The sequence below is a fragment of the Streptomyces sp. NPDC005722 genome (assembly GCF_040630935.1).
Taxonomy (GTDB): Bacteria; Actinomycetota; Actinomycetes; order Streptomycetales; family Streptomycetaceae; genus Actinacidiphila.
Genome location: NZ_JBEXYN010000056.1, coordinates 15,390 through 38,181 on the forward strand (window position 1 = coordinate 15,390; position 22,792 = coordinate 38,181).

At 72.1% G+C, this 22,792-nt stretch carries 14 protein-coding genes and 1 pseudogene; 7 read left to right on the forward strand and 8 right to left on the reverse strand.

Translation table 11 applies throughout. The annotated features are described in order from the left end of the window. Positions 1 to 62: 62 nt before the first annotated feature. The gene (locus tag ABZ479_RS36940; RefSeq protein WP_500465638.1) at positions 63 to 704 is read left to right on the forward strand and encodes a hypothetical protein; all 642 of its coding nucleotides are present in this window, start codon (positions 63 to 65) and stop codon (positions 702 to 704) included. A gap of 89 nt (positions 705 to 793) precedes the next feature. On the opposite strand, the gene ABZ479_RS36945 is transcribed toward ABZ479_RS36940, so the two are convergent. The 4 genes from ABZ479_RS36945 to ABZ479_RS36960 all read right to left on the reverse strand — a co-directional run bounded on the left by ABZ479_RS36945 (position 794) and on the right by ABZ479_RS36960 (position 7,438). Continuing rightward, a complete protein-coding gene (locus ABZ479_RS36945; RefSeq protein ID WP_500465639.1) occupies positions 794 to 1,678 on the reverse strand; it encodes a C40 family peptidase in 885 nt (294 codons plus the stop codon). A 152-nt stretch (positions 1,679 to 1,830) separates the two neighbouring features. Next, positions 1,831 to 5,727, reverse strand: coding sequence for an nSTAND1 domain-containing NTPase (locus ABZ479_RS36950; protein ID WP_500465640.1), 3,897 nt, complete (start codon positions 5,725 to 5,727; stop codon positions 1,831 to 1,833). A gap of 210 nt (positions 5,728 to 5,937) precedes the next feature. Continuing rightward, positions 5,938 to 6,384, reverse strand: coding sequence for a hypothetical protein (locus ABZ479_RS36955; protein WP_500465641.1), 447 nt, complete (start codon positions 6,382 to 6,384; stop codon positions 5,938 to 5,940). 115 nt (positions 6,385 to 6,499) lie between these two features. Continuing rightward, entirely contained in the window at positions 6,500 to 7,438 is a 939-nt protein-coding gene (locus ABZ479_RS36960) for a hypothetical protein (protein ID WP_500465642.1), read from the reverse strand. 556 nt (positions 7,439 to 7,994) lie between these two features. Between ABZ479_RS36960 and ABZ479_RS36965 the strand changes: the two genes are divergently transcribed. The 5 genes from ABZ479_RS36965 to ABZ479_RS36985 all read left to right on the forward strand — a co-directional run bounded on the left by ABZ479_RS36965 (position 7,995) and on the right by ABZ479_RS36985 (position 16,381). Continuing rightward, positions 7,995 to 11,477, forward strand: a complete 3,483-nt coding sequence (locus ABZ479_RS36965; RefSeq protein ID WP_500465643.1) for a WD40 repeat domain-containing protein — start codon at positions 7,995 to 7,997, stop codon at positions 11,475 to 11,477. Between the two features lie 7 nt (positions 11,478 to 11,484). Then, complete coding sequence (locus ABZ479_RS36970; RefSeq protein ID WP_500465644.1) at positions 11,485 to 13,122, forward strand: hypothetical protein; 1,638 nt, start codon at positions 11,485 to 11,487, stop codon at positions 13,120 to 13,122. Then, complete coding sequence (locus ABZ479_RS36975; protein WP_500465645.1) at positions 13,098 to 14,381, forward strand: nucleotidyltransferase family protein; 1,284 nt, start codon at positions 13,098 to 13,100, stop codon at positions 14,379 to 14,381. Before ABZ479_RS36970 ends, ABZ479_RS36975 begins: the two co-directional genes overlap by 25 nt. Positions 14,382 to 14,407: 26 nt before the next feature. Continuing rightward, positions 14,408 to 15,766 carry a hypothetical protein gene (locus ABZ479_RS36980; RefSeq protein WP_500465646.1) on the forward strand — a complete coding sequence of 453 codons (1,359 nt, stop codon included), beginning with the start codon at positions 14,408 to 14,410 and terminating at the stop codon, positions 15,764 to 15,766. Between the two features lie 96 nt (positions 15,767 to 15,862). Then, a complete protein-coding gene (locus ABZ479_RS36985) occupies positions 15,863 to 16,381 on the forward strand; it encodes an SLATT domain-containing protein (RefSeq protein ID WP_500465647.1) in 519 nt (172 codons plus the stop codon). A 50-nt stretch (positions 16,382 to 16,431) separates the two neighbouring features. On the opposite strand, the gene ABZ479_RS36990 is transcribed toward ABZ479_RS36985, so the two are convergent. Both ABZ479_RS36990 and ABZ479_RS36995 read right to left on the reverse strand, forming a co-directional pair. Continuing rightward, positions 16,432 to 17,211 (reverse strand): hypothetical protein, encoded by a 780-nt coding sequence (locus ABZ479_RS36990; RefSeq protein WP_500465648.1) that lies wholly within the window; start codon positions 17,209 to 17,211, stop codon positions 16,432 to 16,434. Positions 17,212 to 17,218: 7 nt separating this feature from the next. After that, positions 17,219 to 17,611: a hypothetical protein gene (locus tag ABZ479_RS36995; protein ID WP_500465649.1), complete on the reverse strand. Its 393-nt coding sequence runs from the start codon at positions 17,609 to 17,611 to the stop codon at positions 17,219 to 17,221. Positions 17,612 to 18,180: 569 nt separating this feature from the next. Between ABZ479_RS36995 and ABZ479_RS37000 the strand changes: the two genes are divergently transcribed. Continuing rightward, positions 18,181 to 18,525: a hypothetical protein gene (locus tag ABZ479_RS37000; protein ID WP_500465650.1), complete on the forward strand. Its 345-nt coding sequence runs from the start codon at positions 18,181 to 18,183 to the stop codon at positions 18,523 to 18,525. Positions 18,526 to 18,556: 31 nt separating this feature from the next. Here ABZ479_RS37000 and ABZ479_RS37005 read toward each other — a convergent pair whose 3' ends face one another. Together ABZ479_RS37005 and ABZ479_RS37010 are read right to left on the reverse strand one after the other, a co-directional pair. Beyond that, the gene (locus ABZ479_RS37005) at positions 18,557 to 18,976 is read right to left on the reverse strand and encodes a hypothetical protein (protein ID WP_500465651.1); all 420 of its coding nucleotides are present in this window, start codon (positions 18,974 to 18,976) and stop codon (positions 18,557 to 18,559) included. Positions 18,977 to 19,253: 277 nt separating this feature from the next. After that, a pseudogene (locus tag ABZ479_RS37010) lies at positions 19,254 to 22,553 on the reverse strand (family 78 glycoside hydrolase catalytic domain). Positions 22,554 to 22,792 lie beyond the last annotated feature (239 nt).

Here is a 22,792-nt window from a genome sequence, read left to right on the forward strand (position 1 = left end):
GGTCGTGGGCAGCGTGCACCCGGCCCACCGTACGTGTCCGTTCCGAAAGATACGCTCCGGCCATGAGCATTGACTGGGGCGACGCCCCGGCCTGGGCGGCCATCCTCATCTCGGTCCTGGGAACCACGTACGCCATCTTGGACGCCAAGCGCCGCGACCGAAGGCAAGCGGCGGAGGCCGCCCAGCAGGCGGCGCTCAACGAAGAGTCCGCGCAGATCAGCCAGCGGGCCGCCGAGGCCGCGGAACGCCGTGCGGCCGCGGCCGAGCGCCGGGCGGACGCCATCGAGGAGATCGTGCGGCAGATGGCCGTGCGGCCCGGCGGCGGGTATGAGAGCCGGGACGGCCGCGGCCGCCCCGGAGGCCGACCAGGTGGCCGCCCTGGCGGTGGCGTCCCCGGTGGCATCGTGGTCCCACCGCGGCGCACCCGCCCCGAAGGCCAGGACGTCGTGTGGCAGGTCGAGCAGGTCGGGAAGTCGCTGTACCGGCTCCGTAACACCGGCACAGCCATCGCGACAGGCGTCCGTATGGACCGTGCGCGGATGAACCGGATCGTGCGAAACGTTCCGGAGGACGCGGTCGTGCACCCCGGCGAGGCCACCGAGTTCATCATGGCCGGCGTGGCCGGCAGCCGGATCCCGGCGCAGGTCTGGGTGACCTGGGAAGGCCAGGACGAACCGGTGGCCGTGCCGGTCCCGGCCACCTGACTTCGGAAGGCACGCAAGCGACCACGAACGGGCGCACGACGGTGCGGGCGCCGGTGGCCGCTTGGCAGCGGCCACCGGCGCCCGGTGCGTCACGGCTTGGGCGGTGCGGTGTTGCAGTCGGGGACCCCGACGAGCCAGGCGGGTCCCTGGATGTAGATGTTGGTCATCCAGGCCTTGTAGTCGGGCAGGTAGGCCCAGACGTCGTTGGAGTAGCCCTCGGCGTCGACGCGTTCGGCGTGCTTCTGGCACTGCACGCGGATGGTGGTCGGGCCGGGGAAGGCGTAGACGCGGCCGGCGCTGAGCGAGGGCGCCTGCTTGGTCCACACGCCGCTGCCCCAGGTGCGGTGGATGTTGCCGGTCACCGTGCCGGTGTTGACGCGGACGGCGCCGTAGTAGTCGCCGCCCAGGCGGACGTCGCTGACCATGAGGCGGGTGCCGGACTCCTTGGCCTCGACCATCTTGCCCGCGCCGAGGTAGATGGCGATGTGGTGCAGGTCGTCGGAGCGGCCCCAGGCCAGCAGGTCGCCGGGGAGGAGCGGGGCCAGGCCCTGGGCGGCGGTGAAGCGGTTCGCCGCCCGGTGGGTGTAGTACTGCGTGCTGGCGGTGCCGTTGAGGATGTCCGAGCCGGCGGCACGGGCGTAGGCGTGGCGGACGAGGCCGGAGCAGTCGAAGCCGAGCCGCTCGGGGTCGTGCGCGCTGTCGGGGTCGGTCGGGTCGATCTGGCCGTAGGTGGCGCCGGGTTGGGCACCGTGGCCGCCGCCCCAGGTGTACCAGGTGCCGGCCGCCACCTCGGCGCAGGCGGCGGCGATGGCGGCTTCGGCGGCCGCGGAGGCCCCCGGGGCGAGGGCGCCGCACGCGGCGGCTTCCCGCCCCGAAGCGTTCGGCGGGCCGGCGGCGGCGGTCGCGGCCGGCGCGGCGAGGAGAAGGGCGAGCAGGGCGATCAGTGTGTGGACGACTCTGGTCCGGTAGGCCATGCCGGGATCCCCGTTTTCTGGTGGTGTGCGGAACTGGTCGGACAGCAGCCTGTGGGCCGCGCCCTGGGCCCGTCGAGGTGCGGGGCGTCGCCCCGTTGCGGTGGGCAACGGGAAACCTTCGGGAAACCCGCGCCCACCTGGAGAGGCGGCCGTCACCCCCGGCGGGGGCAGGCGGCCGTCCGCGGCAGTTCGGACGCGGGGACACCGGGCAGCAGGGCGGCGAGCTCGCGGGCGTCCAGGCCCGCGCGCAGCCGGCAGATCGCCGCCAGCCGGGCTTGCGGGTCGAGGTCCCACAGCCGGAGGGTGCCGTCGGTGCTGCTGCTGGCGAGGGTGCGGCCGTCGGGCGCGAAGACCACGCTCCACACCGAGTTGGTGTGCCCGGTCAGCGTCGCCCACGCCCGGCGCCCGCCGACGTCCCACAGGCGTACGGTGCGGTCGTTGCCGCTGCTGGCGAGGGTGCGGCCGTCGGGGGAGAAGGCCACCCCGCGCACCGAGCCGACGTGGCCGGTCAGGGTCGCCTCGGTGCGGTGGCGGCGTACGTCCCACAGCCGGACGGTGCCGTCGTTGCCGCTGCTGGCCAGGGTGCGACCGTCCGGCGCGAAGGTGACGCCGCGCACCGCGCCGGTGTGGCCGGTGAGGGTGGCGAGCCGGCGGTGGCTGGTGACGTTCCACAGCCGGACGGTCAGGTCGTCGCCCGCGCTGGCGAGGAGGCGTCCGTCGGGGCTGAAGGTGACGTCGTTGGCGTAGTCCTCGTGGCCGGTCAACACGGCCAGCGGGCGGCCGTCCGCGGTGTCCCAGAGCCGGACCGTGCGGTCGCTGCCAGCGGAGGCGAGGGTGCGGCCGTCGGGTGCGAAGGCGACGGCGAAGACCTGCCCGGTGTGGCCCGGCAGGGTGTCCAGCAGCCGGTGCCCGGCCACGTCCCACATCCGGACGGTGCCGTCGGAGCCGGCGGAGGCCAGGGTGCGGCCGTCGGGCGCGAAGGCCACCGAGAAGACCGTCTCGGTGTGGCCGCGCAAGGTCGCCGCCAGCCGGCGCCGGCCCGCGTCCCACAGCCGCACGGTGTGGTCGGTGTCGGCGGTGGCCAGCAGGCTTCCGTCGGGGCTGTACTGGGCCTGCCACACCTCGGTGAACGGGCGGGCCGTGAGCGCCCGGCCGGCGAGGTTCCACAGCACCACGGACTGGTCGAAGCCGGCCGTGGCGAGCAGGGCGCCGTCGGAGGTGACGGCGACGCCGAGCGCGTAGTCGGTGTGGCCGGCGAGCACGCCCGTCTGGCGCCCGCTGTGCACGTCCCACAGCCGCGTCGTCCCGTCGCCGACCGCGCCGGCGACCGTGGCGCCGTCGGGCGTCCAGGTGACGGCGTTGATGTCGTCGCTGCTGCCGGACAGTGTCGCGGTGAGGCGGCCGGTGCGCACGTCCCACAGCCGCACCGTCCGGTCGATGCCGCCGGACACAACTGCGCGGCCGTCCGGGGAGAACGCCACGCCCAGCACCCCGTCGGTGTGGCCGCGCAGCACGTCGAGGGAGCGGGCGCGGCGCAGGTCCCACAGGCGTACGGTGCGGTCGGTGCCGGCGGAGGCGAGGGTGCGGCCGTCGGGGGCGTAGGACAGCGCGTGCACGGTCCCCCGGTGACCGGGCAGGGAGGCGGTGACGCGGTGGGCGCCGGTGCTCCGGCGCACCTCGATCGTGCCGTCCGAGGTGGCGACGGCCACTTCGCGCCCGTGCGGGGCGAACGCCACCGCGCGGGCGGCCCGGGTGGCTGCCGGGAGGGTCGCCGTCATGCGGCGGCGGGTGACGTCCCAGAGCTGGACGGGTCCGCTCGTCGACGTCGCCGCGAGGGTACGGCCGTCGGGGCTGAAGGCGAGGGACCGCACCGGCCCGCGCACCGGCAGCACGGCGACGGTGCGGTGTCCGGGGATGCTGCGCAGGATCACTGTGCCGTCCGTGCTCCCCGTCGCCAGCAGCTTGTCGCCCGGGGCGAAGGCCACCGTGTTGACGGGGCCGCGGTGTTCGTCGAGCCGGGCGGCGAACGGCTGGGACTGGGTGCTCAGCAGGGCGCCGCGCGCCTCGGGGGTGTCGTGGGTGCGGAAGGCCTGCTCCGCCAGCAGCATCGACGCCTCCGGGCGGCCGCCGGCGAGGGAGGCCGAGCGGACGGCGAGGGCCTGGGAGTGCGCGACGCGTTCCTGGCCGCGGGCGCTCTCGCGCTGCTGGTAGGCGAGGCCTCCGGCGGTGACCGCGAGCCCGAGCAGGACGGCGAGGGTGGCCAGCAGATATTGCCGCAGCCGGGCCTGGCGTCCGAGCTGCCGGCGGTGGCCGTCCTCGGCGGCCTGGCTCGCCCGCAGGAACTCCGCCTCGCCCGGATTCAGGCGGCTCCATCCGTCCGATTCGTCGGCCCAGGTGCGTACGACGTCCAGCCGGGTCCCGCGGTACAGCGCGGAGGGGTCGCGGCTCTCGCTCTCCCATGCGCCCGCGGCGTGGGCCAGTTGCTGGTGCAGGAGCAGTCCGGCGCGGTCGGCGTGGATCCAGTCGCGCAGGCGCGGCCATGCCCGCAGCAGCGCTTCGTGCGTGATCTCGACGGTGTCGCGGTCGAGGGTGATCAGCCGGGCCCGCACGAACGCGTCGAGCGCGGCGGCGGCCCGCTCCGCATCCGTGAACTGCCCCATCAGCGCGACCCTGTTCACGCGCCGGCGGGTGACGCCGCTGCCGTCGGTGACGAACACCAGGCGGGACAGGACGCGGCGGATGGTGCGCTGTTCCGCCGGGTAGAGCCGGGCGAACACCGTCTCCGCCGTCCGTGCGATCGCGCCCTGGATCCCTCCGGCCCGCTCGTACCCGGCGACGGTCAGCTCGGCGCCCTCGCGCTGCTGCCAGGTGGCCAGCAGGGCGTGCGAGAGCAGGGGCAGCGCGCCGGAGGCGGTCTCGTCGCCGCTGCCGTTGCCGCGGGTGGTGCCCGGTTCGACGTGCAGCCCGGCGTCGCGCAGCAGCAGGGGGAGCAGCCCCGGTTGCAGGCTGAGTCCGGCGAGTTCCGCGGGGCGGGTGATCGAGGCGCGCAGTTCCACCTCGGACATCGGGCGCAGGACGAACAGCCCGTCGGTGAACACCGGTGCGAGCTCCGGCAGGTCGAGGCAGTTGCCGACGAAGTCGGCGCGGACCCCGAGGACCACGATGCCGGGGGTGTGCGGGTCCGCGGCCGGCGGTGGGCCGGACAGGGCGGCCAGCACACGGACGAAGGCGCGTCGTTCGTCCTCGTCGGCGCAGGCGGTGAAGAGTTCCTCGAACTGGTCGACGATCACCACCGGACGCGACGGCGGCGGGCGCCGCTCACCGGGCGTGGCCGGTGGCCCGCCCGGGCGGGCCTGGATGGCCGCCGGCAGCGCCGCGGGCTCGTGCCGGAGCTGCTCGGCGGTGACACCGAGGTCCTCGCCCAGGGCCTTGGAGGTGCGCTCCAGCAGTTCCTCGAGCGGCCGCGCGATCGGGGTGAGGGTCACCACCGGCCAGTGGTCGGCCCCCGGCATCGGGAAGTCACCGCGCCGCAGCGCCGGGACGAGACCGGCGTGCAGCAGGGACGACTTCCCCGCGCCGGACGGCGCGACGAGCATCAGCGGCCCGCTGCCGAGCCGTTCGAAGATCCGCTCGACCAGCACGGCGGTCGCCCGCTCCCGCCCGAAGAACCACGCCGAGTCCTGCGGACCGAACGCCGACAGCCCCCGGTAGGGACACGCCCCTTGCGACTGCGCGCCGGTGCCGTCCGCGTCCTCGAGCGGCCCCGGCGGCCGTTGCGGCGCGCGCTCGACGAGCTCGAGCAACTTCCCTTCGGCGCCCAGTACCTGGTCGCAGAGCCGGGCTACGTCGACGGTCGCCCGCTTCGCGCCGGTCTCGATCTTGCTCAGGTAGCCCTTGCTGTAGTGGGTTCTGCGGGCCAGGTCGGCGAGCGACAGGCCGCGTTCCTGCCGGAGTCGTCGTAAGTGCTCGGGGAACGAGTGCGTGGTCGGCGCATCCGGTTTCCCCGCGTCGTGGTGGTCTGCTTCGGTCGCGTGGTGTGGGTCGACCACGTTGTCCCCCCGGGCGGTACGGCCGTGCAACGGCGCACGTCAAGGCTACTGGGGGGACGGCTGGGACATCCCGGCGTTCGTGCGCTGTGGCGCAAAGACGCACGTCCGGAGCCGGGTCGACGGCTCCGGACGTGCGTCGCTGCGGTGCCCGGGCGGGGCGTGTCCCCAGGTGAGGGCGGTGGCCCGCGGGCAGTCGGCCGGCCGGGCGGATCAGGTCAGGGTGGCCCCACAGCCGCCGTTGACCCACTGGTGCGACCGGATGTTGTTGTCCACGACGTTGCCGTCGGTGAAGTAGTTGTCCGACAGGTTGTCGGCGTACAGCTCGCCCGGGTACAGGCAGGTGTGGCCGAGCTGGTGGTCCTGCCAGTAGAAGAACTTCACGATGGACAGGTTGCCCGTGAAGCCCCGGTTCATCACCGAGGACGCCCGGTCGCTCGCGGCACCCCAGTTGGAGCTGTCGCCGGAGGCGACCATGATCGGGCTGCCGTTGCAGTCGTAGCCGTCCCAGGCGTACATGTTGCCGTTGCGCGCCCCCCACTTGCTGTCGCACACGGCGCCGGCGGCGCTGCTCTCAGCGGCCTGCGAGGTGGCGGCCGGGACGGCCACGCCCAGGGCGGTGAGCCCGATGAGCGCTGCGGAGACGGTGAGCTTGCGCATGGTGGTTTCCCTCGTTTCTCGATGGTGCCCGGTGGTGGTGCGCCGGCGGGGCGGGGCGTCGGGTGCCCGTGGTGTGCCCGCGCCGGTGGACGGGGCGCTTCCGTGCGCGCGATGGTCAGTCGCGCTCCGGAACGATGCGCACCGCCCGGTCGTAGGCCTGCCGGCCGAGACGGCGGTAGGTGTCGATGTCCCTGACGTACCGGTCGGGCAGGCGGTCCAGGTAGTGCTTCTCCCGGGCCGTGGCCACGGCCCGCAGGGAGGTGCGCCGCGCGCAGTCGGCGTCCGCTACGGCGGTCCTGCGTTCGGCGGCGAAGGCCTCGTCGGCGCGTGCCGCGCCCAGCCGCACGGCGGCGGCCCGCACGCCGTCCTGGGCGGCCCGGGGGTCGGGGTAGGGTTCGCCCGCCTCGCGCATGCACGCGGACCACGCCCGGACGGCCGCGGTGAGCTGCGGGTCCTTCATCAGCTGCCCGGCGTAGAGGGCGTTGGCGCTCAGCGCGATCTTGCTGGTGCGGAACCACTCGGCGGGATCGCCGTAGAGCGTGCGCTCGGCCTCCTCGGTGCAGCCGCCGATGCGCTTGCGGATCTCGCCGCCGTTCGGCATGGGGGCGGTCAGCAAGCGGGCGCCGTCGCCGCCGTCCAGGGCCTCGTCGAACAGGGCTCGGCGCGTGGCGGGCAGTTCCTGGCGGTAGGTCCCGTTGACGTTGCGCTCGTGCAGCCTCGTGCTCTTCGCCTCGATGCGGCTGCCGTAGCCGTAGGTCCGCGCCCACGCCGGGTCGTCCTGGACGAAGCGCACGGGCCGGTTCTCCTGGAGCGTCAACTCGTGCTCCTCCTGGTAGGTGAAGCCCTGGCGCTCCATGCACCGGCTGGTCAGTCGCTGGAGGGCGTCGTTGACGCGGAGCTCCTGCCGCCAGGTCAGCGCCGGTGTGCGCACGCCGGTGTCCTGGCGGGTCCGTCCGCCGGCGTCGCCGGAGCCGTCACCGCCGTCGCCGCAGCCGGTCACCACGGCGGTGGCGAGTGCGGTCACCGCACACAACGACATGAGCGCACGTCTCATGGACCCCGGTTCCCCCTGCCGCCTCATGGCCCTGGATCCCCGGTGCCGCGCGGTCCCCCGTGCGGCACCGGAGAGGGCGCCCCCTTCGGTTGCCGCCGGCCACGGTCGTGCCGTGTGCCGACGGGACACAGACTTGTGGCGCCGCCCGGCCGGGGTCGACGGGTTTCCCGTTGCCCACCGGGTGCCGGACCGGGAAACCGGGGGCGAGGTGGGGGAACGCGGCGGGGGAGTCAACGTCGGCCGAGCAGCCCGGCGGGGGAGTGCCGACGTCCGCTCGGGCGTTTCCCGCTGTGGCTGCCGGGCGGACGTCGACGACGGAGCGGGGCCCGGGGGCTGCGGCCTACGTCTTCCGCGACGCGGCGCCGCTCTACTCACCATCGACCGTACGTTCGGCGACACAACGGCCGAGATGCGACAGCGATTGTGAAGGTGATGGGAAGAACCGACAAGAGGGTCTGGATCTCCCCAAGTCCCCCTTCTCTCGACGTCTCGGCTGCCATCATGTGCCGATGGACCGGCGGAGCGCACGCTTCCGCCGGCGGGGGCATGGGGAGACATGGTGGCCGACGAACCTTCAGCCGCGTTGGACGTCGGCGCGTTACTGACGTCGGAGCTGTCGGTCACCGACCGGACGACGGCCCGGCGCGTGCGGCACGCCCTGCTCTCACCCGAGCAGCCCGCCCTCGCCTACCTGCGGGAACGCGTCGCAGCCGAGGACACCGACGTCCTGCGTACCCTCCGCGACGGGGATACGGACGTCCATCGGCTGCTGGCCCCCAGAGCCGCGGCTGCGACCAGCGTCCGGGCCCTGGCGGGTCACGGCCCCTACCGCGCGGACGAACCGGCCGCCGCCCAGGCCCTTCGGGCCTCCGCCGCCATGGCACTCGCTCTGGTCGGCGACGTGGAGGAGGCGCCGGGTCAGTTGCGGACCGGGATGCTGTGGCTGCGGCACTGCCAGGCGCACCTTCCGCTCGACGGGCTGGAGACGGCGAGCCTGCTGGAGCGGGCTGCACCCGGACACGCGGCACGGATCAAACGGCTGACGGCGGGACTCGGCGAGGACGAGCGGGACCTCGCTCTGCCGGTCCTGCTGTGGCTGCTGACTCTGGACGGGGCGCTGCCCGAGCCGCAGAAGGCCACCGAGGCAGGCGTGCTGTTCGACGCCGGGCGGGGCGGAGCACGCGGGACCCTCACGGTCGCCATGCTGCCCGAGGGGCCGCCCGCGCTGGTGCCCGACCCCCGGACGATGTCCGGCTTCCGTGCCGACGCGCGGTTCCAGCAGTCCCTCCGGGACGCCTGGACGGCGGCCGGGCACGAGGCGACCGGGACCGTGCTGTGGTCCCTCACCGGCGCGGACGGGGTCGTGGGGATGGTGGCCGACCGGTCGCTGGGCTGTGCCTTCGGCGTGCTGATCGGGGAGACGAGGCGCCGGTCCGGCCCACCTTCCTCCAGGAGCCTCAGAGACCGGCTCTCCTTGCCGGCGTTGCGCCGTCTCAACTCCCGTACAGCGCTGGTCGGCGGGCTCGACGGGACGCGGGCTGGCGGACTCGTCAGCGTGGGCGGCTACGCGAGCAAGCTGAAGGCGGCGGACAACGGACAGAACGTGATCGTCCCGAAGACTGACGAGGACGAGGCACGTCAGGCGTGGCACGGCGACAGGTCCGCGAACCTCCTGGTCGCCTCCACCGTCACCGAGGCCGCCCGCCTGGCCCGGACCTGGGACGGGCCGGCCCTGGCCCGCTGGGCCAAGGTGACCGGGCCCGCGCTCCTGGTCGTCCTCGCGCTGGTCACGGGCTTGGCGGTCTTCCTCGCCAAGGCGGGCGAGCAGGAGGCGGACAAGGCGCTCGCGGCGGACCTCGCCGCGGAGGCCCTGTCACTCCGGCAGACCGACCCCCGTCTCGCGGGCCTGCTCGGCCTCGCCGGAAGCCGTATCGCACCGGACACCCCGCGGGCCGTCCAGGCGATGCGCGACGTGCTGGACACCAACTCCGGTGTACGGCTGTCGTGGCAGGCCAGCCCCAACCGGGTGGACAGCGTCGCCGTGGACGACAAACGCGACCGCGTCTACACCACGGGCAACGACTCGGGCGTCAAGTCCTGGGACCTGCGCACGGGGAAGCTCCTGGGGAAGGCGCCCGGCGAGGTGGGCGGCCTGGTGCTCAACGACGTGAGCGGGCTGCTCGCCGCCCGCGGCTCCTCGGCCGTCTCCTTGTACGAGGTGCTGGACGACGAGCCCGTCCTGCGGGGTACCTTGCCGGTGCCGACCTGCGCGCGTGCGGAGAGCCGGACCGCGGCGATCGCCTTCACCGACCGGGGAGTGCGGTTCGTGGAAGTGCGGGACGACGGCACGATGGCCCAGTACGACACCACCACCCGCCAGCAGACCGACTGCCGGCGGCTCGGTTCGATGAGTGGCCTGGGGCTGCCCGGCGGCCTGCGAGTGGTGGTGGACGCCTCGGTGGCCACCAGCCCCAATCAGCGCGCCGACCGGGAGCCCGCCGAGGAGCGGGTGGTCCTGCTGCTGACGAACAACCGCGTGGTTTCCGTCGGCCTCGACAGTCACAAGGTGGCGGTGGAGATCGATCAGGAGGACGTCCAGGACACGCCGACGCACATCGGGGCGACCGACGAGCTGATCGTCCTCGCCAGCCCAAAGGGCGTTCAGGCATGGGACCGGGCCAGGCGCCGTCAACTCACCTTCGCGGTGGGCAATCTGCCCACCGCCCCCCGCGCCATGGTCGAGCACAGCGGCAGCGTGGCGATCGCCGGCGACGCGGGCACCGCTCTCGTACCGGTCGGCGCCGGAGATAGCGCCGCCGCGAGCCGGGGCCTCGACGAGCCCCGCGGCGGTGCGGCGACCGCCGTGGCCGTGGGGGCTGACTTCACGGTGGTCTCCGCGGGGCTCGGGGGTCGCGTCAACGTCCTTGACGAGCAGCCCGGACCGCTGGGCCGCAGCACGGCGTCGCAGACCACCGCCGCCGCCTTCGGTACGGACGGACGGCTGCTCCTCTCCTCGTTCTCGGACCTCGTGCACGCCGCCGAGGGGCTGTACACGGTGCGTCCGGAAACCGGAGACAACCCGTCCCTCTCCGCCCGGACGGACTGGCCGCACGAGACCACGTACCGCTCCGCCACGTTCTTCGTCAACGACGTCGCGATGAGCGCGGAGTTCGTGGCCGGAGCCGGACAGTTCAACGGGCGGGGCACGATCGCCGTGTGGCGGCGGAACGGCACCTGGCTGCGGGACCTGCGGCCCTCCGGCGTCGACGAGACGGACCGTCCCAGCGCCGAGCGGATCGTCACCGACGTCGCGTTTGTGCCCGAGGCCCACCTGTTGATCGCCCGGCACGTCACCGGCCCGGTGACGGTGTGGTCCACCAGGACCTGGAAGGAGCTGGACACCGTTCGCCTCGCCGACGGCATCGACCTGCGGGTGCACGGGACCCGCGCGGTCGTCCTGGAACGGCCGGGCGAGGACGATGCGCGGCTCGTCGCCATCGACCTGAGCACGCCGCGGGACGCCACCACCCGGGCGGTGAGGGCGCCGGGCGCGTACCGGCTGGACTGGAGCCAGGACGGCTCCCGCCTCGCCCTCCTCGTCGACGGCGACAGCGTCCGCTACCTGGACGCGGAGCTGCGGGACACCGGGTCCCTACTGCGCGTGCCCGACGTCGGCACCGGGGCGAGGACGGTGGCCCTGTCACCCGACGGGAGCCGGACGGCCGTCGGCTTCGCCGACCGGGTCCTCGTCCACAACACCGCGACAGGACTGCTGTCGATGCCCGCCCTGCACCGGAGCGGTGCCGGGGACGTCATCCACCTGTACTGGTCGCCGGACGACCGCATGCTGGTCGGTGTCACCCGTTCGTTCCGCACCGACAACGCCGCCGGGCCGCTGAACCTCTGGAAGGTGGGCGGCATCGACTGGCAACGGAGCATCTGCCGATGGACCGGCGGAGAGGGGCTCTCCCGCGAGGAGTGGGCCAAGCACGTAGGCGACCGCCATCCGTACATCGATCTGTGCGCCGAGGAGAAGTGACCGACGCATGACTCCCTTATCCATGCCCTTCCGTGTCCGCACCCTGGCGGCCCTCCTCCTGTCGGCCGCCCTGGTGGCCACCGCCGCGTGCTCGGCGGACTCCGACGACAAGGCCGCAGGTGCCCGGGGCAACGGCCCCTCCTCCTCGGCGGCGGATCGTCAACGGCCCGTTCTCGCCTACGTCCGGCCGAAGCAACAGGCGGTGATGGTGGCCGACGCCGCCGGCCGTACCTGGCAGGCGGACCGTACCGGAGCACTGGTCCCGGACCGGCTCACCTGGTCGCCGGACGGCCGCCGACTGGTCTGGACGGACCCGGCGAAGGACGGTGACACCACCGGACGGCTGCACGTCCTCGACGTCACCACCGGCAAGAAGGTCTCCCACGGCTGCCCCTGCAGTGGGGCCGGTTTCCTCGGTGAGGACGCCGTCAGTCTTGCGAGCGACGGCAGCGCGCTGCTGGTGTTCCCGGCCACCGGCGATCCGCAGCGGATCGCACTGAGCCGGTCCAAGGGACCGTTCGCCGGCCTCGTCACCGGAGGGGCCGAGGACGTCACCCTGTTCACCCCTCTGCCCGAAGGTCCGGGAGTCTTCCGTGGCCAGGGCACACTCGACGCCGTCGACCGGCGGGGACGCGTCCGCCCGCTCCTGCCGCCGAAGCAGCCGTCCACCCTCACCCAGGCGTGGCGCGCACCCGACGGCAAGGGCGTGGCCTGGGGCAGCGCGGACAGCGGCGGGGCCTGCTGGACGGTCTCCACGCTCTTCGAGCACTCCGGCACGTCCGGCCGGCCGACGCGCCTGCTGCCGAGCGACACCGCGTTCCGCCAGGCGCTGATCGGTGACCAGCGCTCGATCGCCTCGGCCGCCTGGGCGGGCGCGGGACTGACCGTGACCTACGCGGGCATCGAGAGCTGCCAGGCCCGGTACCCCGGCCGGTCCGTCACCTACTACGTACGCGACGGGAAATGGACCTACCTCGGATCCGGCCTGCTCGCACTGGCCCTCGGGGCGGACGGACGGGTCGCGCGGCTGCGCGGCGACGCCCACGTCGGCAACGGGACGAGCCTGCCCACGGGTGCCCTGAGCCTGACCTCCGGCGCCGGGGAACGCGTACTGGCGGACGGTGTCTCCACCTTCGTCTTCACCCCTGCGGAGAGCGCTGCCGCGGCCGCGCCCGCCGCCCGGCGGCAACCCCCCGGCGCGGCGGTGACGGAGGTCGACGACCACGGGAAGGCGCTGCCCGAGGCGATGGTCCGGCTGGCCCGCCGCATCGAGCGAGCCGCCGCCGACGGCGACACCGAGGCACTGGTACGGCTCTGCGCCGGCTGCGGAGAGGGAGTGCAGCAGTGGGTCCGGCGCAGCGAGGCGCCGTCGGAGATCCTCCGGGCGATCCGCGCCCACCCCGGCGAGAACGGGCCCCAGGGGCTGATGTATCCGGGTCTCACCATGTGTGTGGACGAGCCGGAGCAGGACATCACCTGCACCCCGGAGCAACTGCACGACGTCGCCGTACTGGGCCTGAAGCCGGACCGCTCCGACACCGACTACTACGGGTCGACGTACTCGGCGTGGGAGTCCGTGCCCGTGCCGCTGATCATGCGCATGGAGAACGGGGAGGCACGATGGACCGGACTGGCCGCCGGATGACCGGCCCTGGAGCCACCGGCTCCCGGGCGGGCACGGAACAGGAGGTCCCGCCGTGCCGGGCCGGCGACGCGTCGCCGGACGACGGAGCCGGCGCTGCCCCGGGGGCCGCGGCACGGCTCGGTGCCGACGCGCGGGCCGCCGACGGCCCGATCATGACGGGGGACGTCCTCGACGGCAGGCGGGTCGTCGGCTTCGGCTGCGTGGCCCCCGCCGCGCCGACCTCCGCCGACGACCGGCTGCTCCTCGAAGGCGACGAGCACAGCGAGCCGCCGTCACGCAGCACCGACCCCGCCCGGCACCCGGCGCTGGAGCGCGTCGGCCACCTCCCTTACGCACAGCTGCAGCGGGACCGGATCCACTGCGCCGACGCCCTCGCTCCCGGCCTGACCGGCGCCTTCGACGAGCTGATCCACGGCGCGCGCGGCCCCCGGTTCCTCGCGCCCCTCATCGACCGGTTCGCCGCGTCCGGGCACGGCTTCTGGCTGGCCGGGGGCGCCCCGCGCGACCTCCTGTCCGGTTTCCGTCCGGACGAGGTGGGCGACCTGGACGCCACGGGCACCGCCCCGGCCGGAGCCTTCTGCGACCTCGCCGAAGACCTCCTCAAGCGGGACGGGTTCAGCGCCGAGTGCCCCCCGCGGTTCAGTCCCGACAGCCTGGTCTGCTCCGTCCTCACCCCGCAGCGCGACGTCCGCGCCCTGGACTACCGGGGCCTCGGCGTGCGCGGGCTGCCCTACCCCGCCACCGGTACGGACCTGGACCAGGACGGCCGGCAGCGCGACCTCACCGTCAACACCCTGCTCTACGACCCGCTGCACCGCGTCGTCGTCGATCCGCTCGGGCGGGCGCTCCACGACCTCCCCCACGGAGGCGACGGACCCCGCCGACTCGTCCTCGCCGGTGTGCCGGAGGACCCCGAGACCTGCGCGGAACTGCTGCTGCGCGCGCTCAAGTTCCTGCTGCGCTGGCAGCGGCCCGGCGATGACCGTACGGCCCGACGGCAGGGCAGGCCCCTGCTGGACGGCCGCGCTGAGGAAGAACACGGCCTGGACGACAGCGCCGTGCGGGCCTGGGCCGTATCCCTCCCCGCGGACCTCGTGGCACGGCTGGACGAGCGCGGGGAGGCCGCCTGGGAGCGACTGCGGGAGCAGGCCGGCACGTGTCTTCCCGGCGGGCCGGACAGCCTCCCCGCCGAATCGGTCCGCGCCTACGGGCCGGTCGTCGCCGAGCTGCTCGCGCGGATCACCGGGCCCGGAGCATGATGGGCACGGCCCAGGAGGAGGACGTGATGGCCGTGCACCGTCCACTGAGCAGCTGGATCGCCCGCCTCGTACCGGGTGCGCCGGGCGCCCCCGCGTCCCTGGGACGGATCAACGACGGCAACGAGCGGGCCGACGCCCGGGAGATGAGCCGGTTCCGTACCGCCGCATGGGCGCGGACGAGCGTGACCGTCGGCCGGTACGGACCACCCGTCCCGGCCCTCGCCCTGCGGGCCCCGGACGGATCCCTGGTGGTCGAACTGGACGACTTCGGCGGGCCGTTGCCCGTCACGGAGGACGGCGTGGGCCTGGTCGCGGGACTCGAGGAGTCCTGGACCGCCGTTCCGGCCGATCCCCGGACCGTGGAACGGCTGCGGGCGGAGAGTCTGGAGCTGCGCTACTTCCTGCTGCACCGCCTCGACCGCGAGACTTCGGCTCCCGCGTCCCTCTTCCACTGCCTGCCCTGGAGCCGGGTCGAGGCCGCCGCACACTCCGCCGCCGCGCTCCTCGATCCCGTTGGTACGCCGCCCTCGCCCGCGAACGGCGTCGTGGGGTCGCCGCAGGCGGGGGAGCTGCGTCACTGGTTCACGCCGGCCGCCACCTCGCTCGCCGGTCCGCTCTCGGTGCTCGAAGCCGGACTGCGCGGCGACCGGGACGACCTCTGGTTCGGGCGCGAGGCGGCCGCCCTGCTCACCGGGCTGCTCACGGCGGACCCGGCGCGCCTGCCGGCCTCCGCCAGGTCGGCGCTCGCCGCGCTGGCCGAACGGCTCGGCGCCGACCCGGTGCTCCGTCACGGCGCCCGGCTGGCCCGCATCCGGCTGACCAGGCCCGCCCCCGGCCCTTCGACGGTCTTCGTGGACCTGTCCCTGACGGCGCGTCTCGACTCCGAGTTCGTCCTGCTCGCCTCCTCGGGGGAGGAGGACGAGGGGGCGGTCACCCTGCGCGAAGAACCGCTGACCGCCGAGGTGGCGGTGACGCGCGACGGCATGGTGGACGTCGAGCTGGCGATCGAGGACGACGGAAGGACGACCGCCAGATCCGCGGCACAGGACGGGCCGCTCTGCTACCCGGTGCGGGTGAGCCCCGTCCGGGGAACCGCCGGGGCCGGCGCCCCCTCCCGGTACTGGATGCTGCTCGACCGGGCCGGATCCGGCTGGAACGGCTTCCTCACCGTGCCCGTCCCGGAGGGGCAGTTCGACATCGGCCTGGACGCGCCGCCCCTCGCCCTGCCCTTCCTCGACCGGATCCCCGTCGCGGAACTCCGGGCCTCGCTGCACGCCAACGAGCTGATCGGGACTACCCGTTGGCACGAGATGATCGACGGACTGCACCGGCACCACCCCGCGCACGCGGCGCTCGCCGCGTACGACGCCGAACTCCCCACATAGGCCTTGGCGTACGGCCTCCGGAGGACCGGGCACGGCGGCTACCGTGGACAGGTGGACACCGCTGACGCCCCACCAGACCCCCCTTCCGGTACGGACGTGACCGCCGGCGGTGACGCCCGCCGCCGCGCGTTCGAAGCGGAGTTCCGGCGCCTGGAGGAGAGCGCGATGTACAGCGCCCAGACGCAGTTCGAGGAGGCCAAGCGCTGGAGGGCGCTGCACTGGCTGCTGGGCATTCCGGCGACCCTGCTCGCGGCGGTGGCGGGAACGACCGCGCTGGTGGAGTCCACAGGCGGCACTCCCGCGGGCATCCTCGCGCTGGTCTCGGCAGGCCTGGGCGCGGTACTCACCACGGTCAACGCGCCGCAGCGGGCGGGGCAGGCGGCGGCCTCCGCCAACGCCTTCCTGGAGATCCAGACGGCCGCACGGCAACACCGCGAGATCGACCTGCCGGACTGGCCCCTCGGGGAAGCGCGTGAGGCACTTGCCGCGCTGACCACCCGCCGCGACGCGCAGAACACCCAGGCAGAAGTGCCCAGCCGCCGCGCCTACCGCAGGGCACAGGCCAACCTGCGTGCGGGTTCGCAGACCTACGCCGTGGACGAAGGGTCCGGCTGATCCCGACATCATCGGACGCCTCGCACCGAGGGACAGAACGGCCTGTCAGGTCAGGCGCGAATCGGATCCCAGACCACGGCTCCGCTCTGAGTGCCCTTGTACGAGGTGTCCCAGATGGCAGGCTGGGCGCGGGAGCCGACCTCGACCGTCACGGCAGCTTCCCATTTCCCGGCCTCCGGAGGGGTGATCCCGCGCAGTGAGCATGCTTTCTTCTCGCCAACGCTTTTGAAATTGATCGGGCAGGCTTTCATGCGCGTGCGGACCGGCGTGCCGGTATCGTCGATGAGCCAGATGAACAGGGTGAACTGGCCTGTCTTCTGAGCGGTGAAGTCGCTGTAGATGTAGATCGTGTTGCTGTTCTCGATCCTGATGCAGGGGTTGGCAGTGGCCATGCCTCCGATGCTCGTCGGAGTGTGGCTCCGGCATTGTGTGATGGAGGGGTCCGTTGCCGTTGTGGGAGCAGCGCCGGCCGCACCACCGGACGGGCGGGCCTGAGCCGGCTCCGACGGCGCTTCTGCCACCGGCGCAGCCACGGATGCAGCCGGCGTGCTGGGGGAGGGGGACGGAGTCAGCGATGTCGCCGGGAGCGATGCGCTGACGGACGCGGATGCGCCCGTCGCAGGTCCTGAGGAATCGTCGGACGGCTCCGAACCGGCCAGGGTGAAACCAACGAAGGTCAACCCGGCAACGCCGGCGAGAGCAATGAGCGTGATCCCCGTGGAACGCGCACCGAAGCGCATGTTCTTGGCCTGGTACGCGCTGCCGCTGACCTGCGAACCATCACTGATGGCGTTGCTGGTGCGATCCGATGAGGAAGAATCGATGCTCACCTACGTGCTACTCCCCTCGGCCACGGAGGCCACGAAAACTGAACCGGCCCTTGATGTCCCGGCCCTGGATGACATGGCCATGGACAGTGCCGGAAACCGTGTTCTGCGTGCTGTGCCGCAGGGCGGCAGCGGGTGCGGAACCCTGCTCCCCTTCGGCGTCCCTGAGCCAGTCGCGCAGATCCTCAGCGAAGTCCGGGTCACGCTCGATGTGCTGCGTCAGCGCCACGATCAGCGGTTCCGCGTTCGCTTCGGCCGTGTCGAGTGCGGCCAGCGCGTCGCCGTCGCGGCGGAACCTGTGCCGGATCATGTCGAGCAGGCCGTCCAGGGCCCGCGAACTCGCGGCCCCAAGTGCGCCCTCCGCGACCCTGGTTGCCACCGCTTGGGCAAGTGCTAAGTCCATGCGTCCCTCCGTGAATGACCCCATCGGGGGCAGCGACGGCCCGGCTACCTCTGCCGCCCAGAGCCGACGTGGGGTCAGATCATGGCAGAGGCAGGTTCGCGATGCGAAACGGAACGCTTCGATGCTGTTCCTGGCATTCGCTTACTGCTTGCATTCATCCCCTGCTTGTCGTTGATCCTCACGACGGGGGGGTACGGCCGGTCCGGCAGCACGACGGACAGCGACCCGGCGTCCATCTCCTTGACCTGGGAGAACCTGCCGAACTTTCGGTTCCGGGTGCGGCCCGGGCAGGCCGACGCGCCGGGGCCGCCGGACGCCGGAAGGAACCGCAGTCGCGTAGTGGAGAGGGCTCGCCAAGACCTTGCCGTTCATGGGGTCTCGGGGCGCGAGCGACGGGACGCCCGCCCTGATGCGGCGCATACGTGCGGGCCGGACGCCCTTTCCGCGGTACCTGCCCAGGGACTGACGATGCCAGTTCGCCGACGCGCCTTCCTGCCCGTCGTCCACGTTCCATCACCGGACGGGACCCCTCACCGGATGGAAGGCGGACTGCTTCGTATACTCCCGGCGTGTTTGATACGCCGAGCCTCTTCCACGTGTCGTCCGTCCTCAATCGGGCGTCGATTGCACGGCATGGCCTGGATTGGACCCGAATGGGCGCCGCGCCAGGAATCGCCGGTAGTCGCCGTGCTGAGGTGGAGGGGGTCTTCGTCTGTCGGGGCGAGGAGGAAGCAGACTTCTTCCTTCGGATGATCAACAACACTGGTGGGCCGGTCGATCTCTGGTCCGTAGACGGCATCGATGAAGCATCGCTTCTGGACAACGGCAATGGATTCGTCTACCTGCCCGACCGCATACCAGCCGCGCGCGTCCGTCTCGTGCGACCGGACATTCCTCCTCAGATGGCCATGTGACCTCGCCGGCCCGCACGGATTGCCGTGGGGCTCAGCGCTGTTCGGTGCTCGTGAACACCGCGTAGAAGTACCGAACGCTGTCCTCGGGTCCGTTGTCCACCCGCTTGAACGCCTTCCCGATCGGGTTGCACACACGCTTCGTGGGCATCTCGATGACCATGGGGAAGCCGAAGAATCCGGCTTCCTGTTCCGTGACCTTGCGCCACGTCCCGCCACCGTGACGTGCCAGGACCTCGCCGACGTAGCAGCCGAACCCGTAAAGGGTCTCGGCGACCTCGTCGCTGGTCACGCCGTCCGCACGGAAACCTTCGATGATCTCATCGACATTCGTGAGACTGTCCGGCGTGTAATCAAGGTCGATGCCGCTCACCTCGGCCGCCGACGCAACGATGTCGGCTGCGAACCGTGCCGCGTTCTCGGGTTCCGGCGCGTACTTCAAACGGAGCTGCATGGTGTCCCCTGGGCTACAGAGATGATCAGTGACGCCGACGGTATCTGCAGCGCCAACAGCCTGTTGTGCCAGGGGGACCGTTGGCGTCCTCATAGGCCCGCGCTGTAGGCATCGCGGTGGTGGCGGGGTGCCGGGAGCGGCGTGACTTTTCCTGTTCCCGACAGGCTCGGTGGGGCGGATGCGGCGTACGGCCGGGACGCGGGCGTCCCGGCCGTACTGGGTTGTTGCGGGTGCCGGCGCCGGGTGGCCGGATTTCCCGCCCGGCGGTGGGTGGTGGTTACCGGTGCTGGGAGGTGGTGAAGGTGTAGGTGCCGGAGCCGACGGTGTAGACGACCGCGTCGCCCTGGGTGCCGGTGAGCTTGACGCCGGGGGCCTTGGCCGCGGTGTAGGTCTTGCCGGTTCCGCTTTCCTGGACGGCTGCCGGGTCGGTGGCCGGGACGTAGATCTTCGCGGTGGTGTTGGCGGGGATGGTGACCTTCAGGGTGGTCCTTGTGGAGGTCTAGGACCACGACGAGGTGATCCTGCCGTTGACGGACCGGTAGGAGGCCGAGGCGCTGTCGATGCCCTGGCCGGGCGTGATCAGCGGCTTGATGGCGATCTCCTTGTAGCCGGGGGCCGTGGCCTGGATGCCGGCGAGGTCCTCGTACATCCACTGGCCGATGGAGCCGAACATCTCGTGGTTGCGGGTGCGGCTGCTGGACTCCCAGTACTCGCCCAGTCCGGTCCAGCCCAGGGACTGCCAGTAGCCGTAGCTGGGGTAGGTGGTCTGGGTGGCGATGGTGTACGCGGCCTTGGCGGCGTCGGTGGCCCCGTCGTGGGCGGCCTGCGTGAGCACCGGGAAGATCCAGCGCGATCCGGCGATGCCGACCTCCTGGTGGCCCTCCCGGGTCACCAGTACGTCGTGGACCAGCTTCTCCTGCAGCGCGGTCCTCTGGTCATCGGGGACCAGCCCGAAGGCCAGCGGCAGCGCCTGGTTCGTCTGCGCGAAGATCTGTGAGGAGTCCTCGCGGTAGTAGCCGACGCCCGCGTCCCACCACTTGGCGTTGTAGTCGGCCTTGATGTTCGCGAAGAGCTCGTCGAACTGTGCCGCCTCGGCGGGCTTGCCGAGCGCCCGTGCCGCGTCAGCGGTGATCTTGGCCATGTAGGCGACGTAGGCGGTCGAGGACGGGGCGATGACCCTGGGTACGCTCACGCTGGTGGCCGAGCCTGCCGGTGCGTCCTTGCCGGTGGGTACGTCCCAGTCGCCCAGGCCCGAGGTGAGCGTGAAGTCGTGGCCGTCGTTGTCGGCCTGGAACCACTGCGGGATCCAGTCGGTCAGGTACTTCTTCATCGACGGGTACGCGGTCTGCAGCGGCTTGGTGTCCCCGTACTGTTCGTAGCCTTCCCACGGGGCGACGAACAGCAGTGCGTCCCAGATGGGAGTGGACCTGGCGCCGGCCGGCTTGAACGTCCCGCTGGTGGAGTAGCCGTACAGGCCGTTGCCCGGGGTGAGCAGGGAGATCTCGCCGTTGGTGAACTGGTCGTCGACGAGGTCCTGCGCGGTCTTCTGGTACTGGCGCTGGGTGTCGAAGAGGTAGGAGGCGGTGGGTGCCATCAGCTGGGAGTCCCCGGTCCAGCCGTCCTTCTCGTAGGTCGGGGTGTCCATGATGTAGCCGGCTTCGTGCGTGCCGGCGACCGATGCCTTCGTGGCCTTGTAGATGTTGTTGAGCAGGGTGCTGGAGGAGGTGAAGGTACCGGTCTCGGGCAGGTCGGTGCGGACCTCCTGCACCGACTTCACGGTGGCCGTCACGCCGTCCGGCAGGGGCTTGCCGCCCACGCCGCTGATCTGCACGTACTGGAAGCCGTTGAAGGTGAAGCGGGGGGCGAAGGTCTCGGGGTGCTTGGCCGTGCCGGTGCCCTTGGCGATGTAGTAGTCGGTCTGGATCTGCCCTGCGGGTGCGTAGCCCGAGATGCTGACCAGGCCGTCGGTGCCGAGCTTCTCGGCGTAGCGGATCTGGATCGGTGTTCCGGCGGGGGCGCCGGAGATGCTGACGGTGGCCCAGCCGGTGCGCTGCTGGCCGGTGTCCCACACGTAGACACGGTCAGCGGGTTCGCTCCGCGTGCCGGCCGGCCAGTCGGCGACCTTGCGGGTCCGGTCGCTCTTCTGGGCCACGAGGGCGCCGGACGGGCCGGTCACGGCGCGTGCCGTGGACCAGGCGGAGACCTGCGCGCCCGGGGTGTCCCAGCCGGAGATCTCCTTGCGGGCGTCGTAGGTCTCGCCCAGGTCGAAGTTGTCGTAGCGGATCGGGCCCGCGCCGGTGGTCTTCCAGCTGGTGTCGGACTTCACAACCTGCTCGGTGCCGTCGGCGTACGTCACCCACAGGTCCGCCTTGAGCGTGGGGTTGGCGCGCCACTCGGCCCGTTCCCAGCCGTGGTTGCCGGAGGTCGCCTCGCTGTCGTAGCGGCCGGAGCCCAGCTGGGAGGCGATGACGTTGTCCGCCGCGGACCGCTTGTCCTGCCGGATCAGCTTGGTCACATCGTCCACGGTGTACTGGACGGTCTTGTCGTAGCTGGTGAAGCCGGGGTTGAGGAAGCCCTCGGGGTCGGTCTTGCCGCCGTTGAGGGTCATCTCGTTCCAGCCGAGGCCGGAAGCGTAGACGCGGGCGCTGACCACCTGGCCGTGTTCGCGTTCGGGAGCGACACGGAAGGACTTGCGCAGCAGTGGCGCCGGCCGGATCTCCTTGCAGGCGCCGGACTTGGGCGATCCGTTGGACGGACGGCAGAAGTCCTCCGGTTCCTCGCCCACGACCGTGACGCCTGTGGCGTAGTCCCGCCGCAGAGCCGGTGTGACCTCGACGCTGTCGCCGACCGAGGCGACGGACACCTTCTGCGCGGTGTCACCGGCGCCGATCGTCAGCCGGGTCCCGGCGGTGATGCCCGTGGCGGCGGTGACCTTGATGCTGGTGCTGCCCGCGGCGGCGTCCTGGGACAGGGCGGTGTCGATCTGCCGGCAGCACGAGTCGTCGGCGGTGGCCTGCTCGTCGGTCAGCAGACCGGGACTGCGCTCGGGGCCGGAGATCCAGGAGCCCTTCCAGTCACCGGAGTTCATGTAGGCCGTCTCGAACCAGCTCGGCGTCGAGGCCGTCGATCCCGCGGCGCTGTTCGTCCACACCTGGACCGACCAGTAGTAGCGGGTGCGGGACTTGAGCGCCGGGCCCTTGTAGGTGACGGCTGTGTCGGAGGACCGGACCGTGGTCTCCCACACGTCGGAGCGGCCCTTGCGGATCTTGTCGGCGCTGGTGGCGACGCTCAGGCGGTACTTGGTCTGTGTGACACCGCGGCTGGTGCTCGCCAACTGCCAGCTCAGCTGCGGATGCGCGTCGTCGATTCCCAGCGGAGTCGTCGTGCCGTCCGCTTCGGTTCCCACGACGGCGACGTGCGATGACGACGCTGCCGCGGGCGGCGACTCGATCCCGGTGCCGACGAAGGCCAGCACGGCCGCGAGGACAGCGGGAATGCTGTAGCCGGCTCGTATGAAACGTTTCATTTTTGGAGCAGACCTCCCCTGAGAGGGTGGACTTTCCGCATGCGGTCGCATTCAAGGAGTGACGCTCTCGGCCCTCAGATCTGCTGATAACAGGCGGCGCGTCATGTTCCCTGCGACGCAAGGGCCTTGATTCGTTTCAAGGCGCTTGCAGGCTAGTAGCGGGTGGCGGTGGGCCACAACCCCTGTACCTCAGGTTTTTTGATGATCTATCACTACATTGCCCCTGAAACCAGTTGAAACATTTCATACTGCGAGACAGGTGGCGGTTGAGCTGGGATATCGCGTCCCAC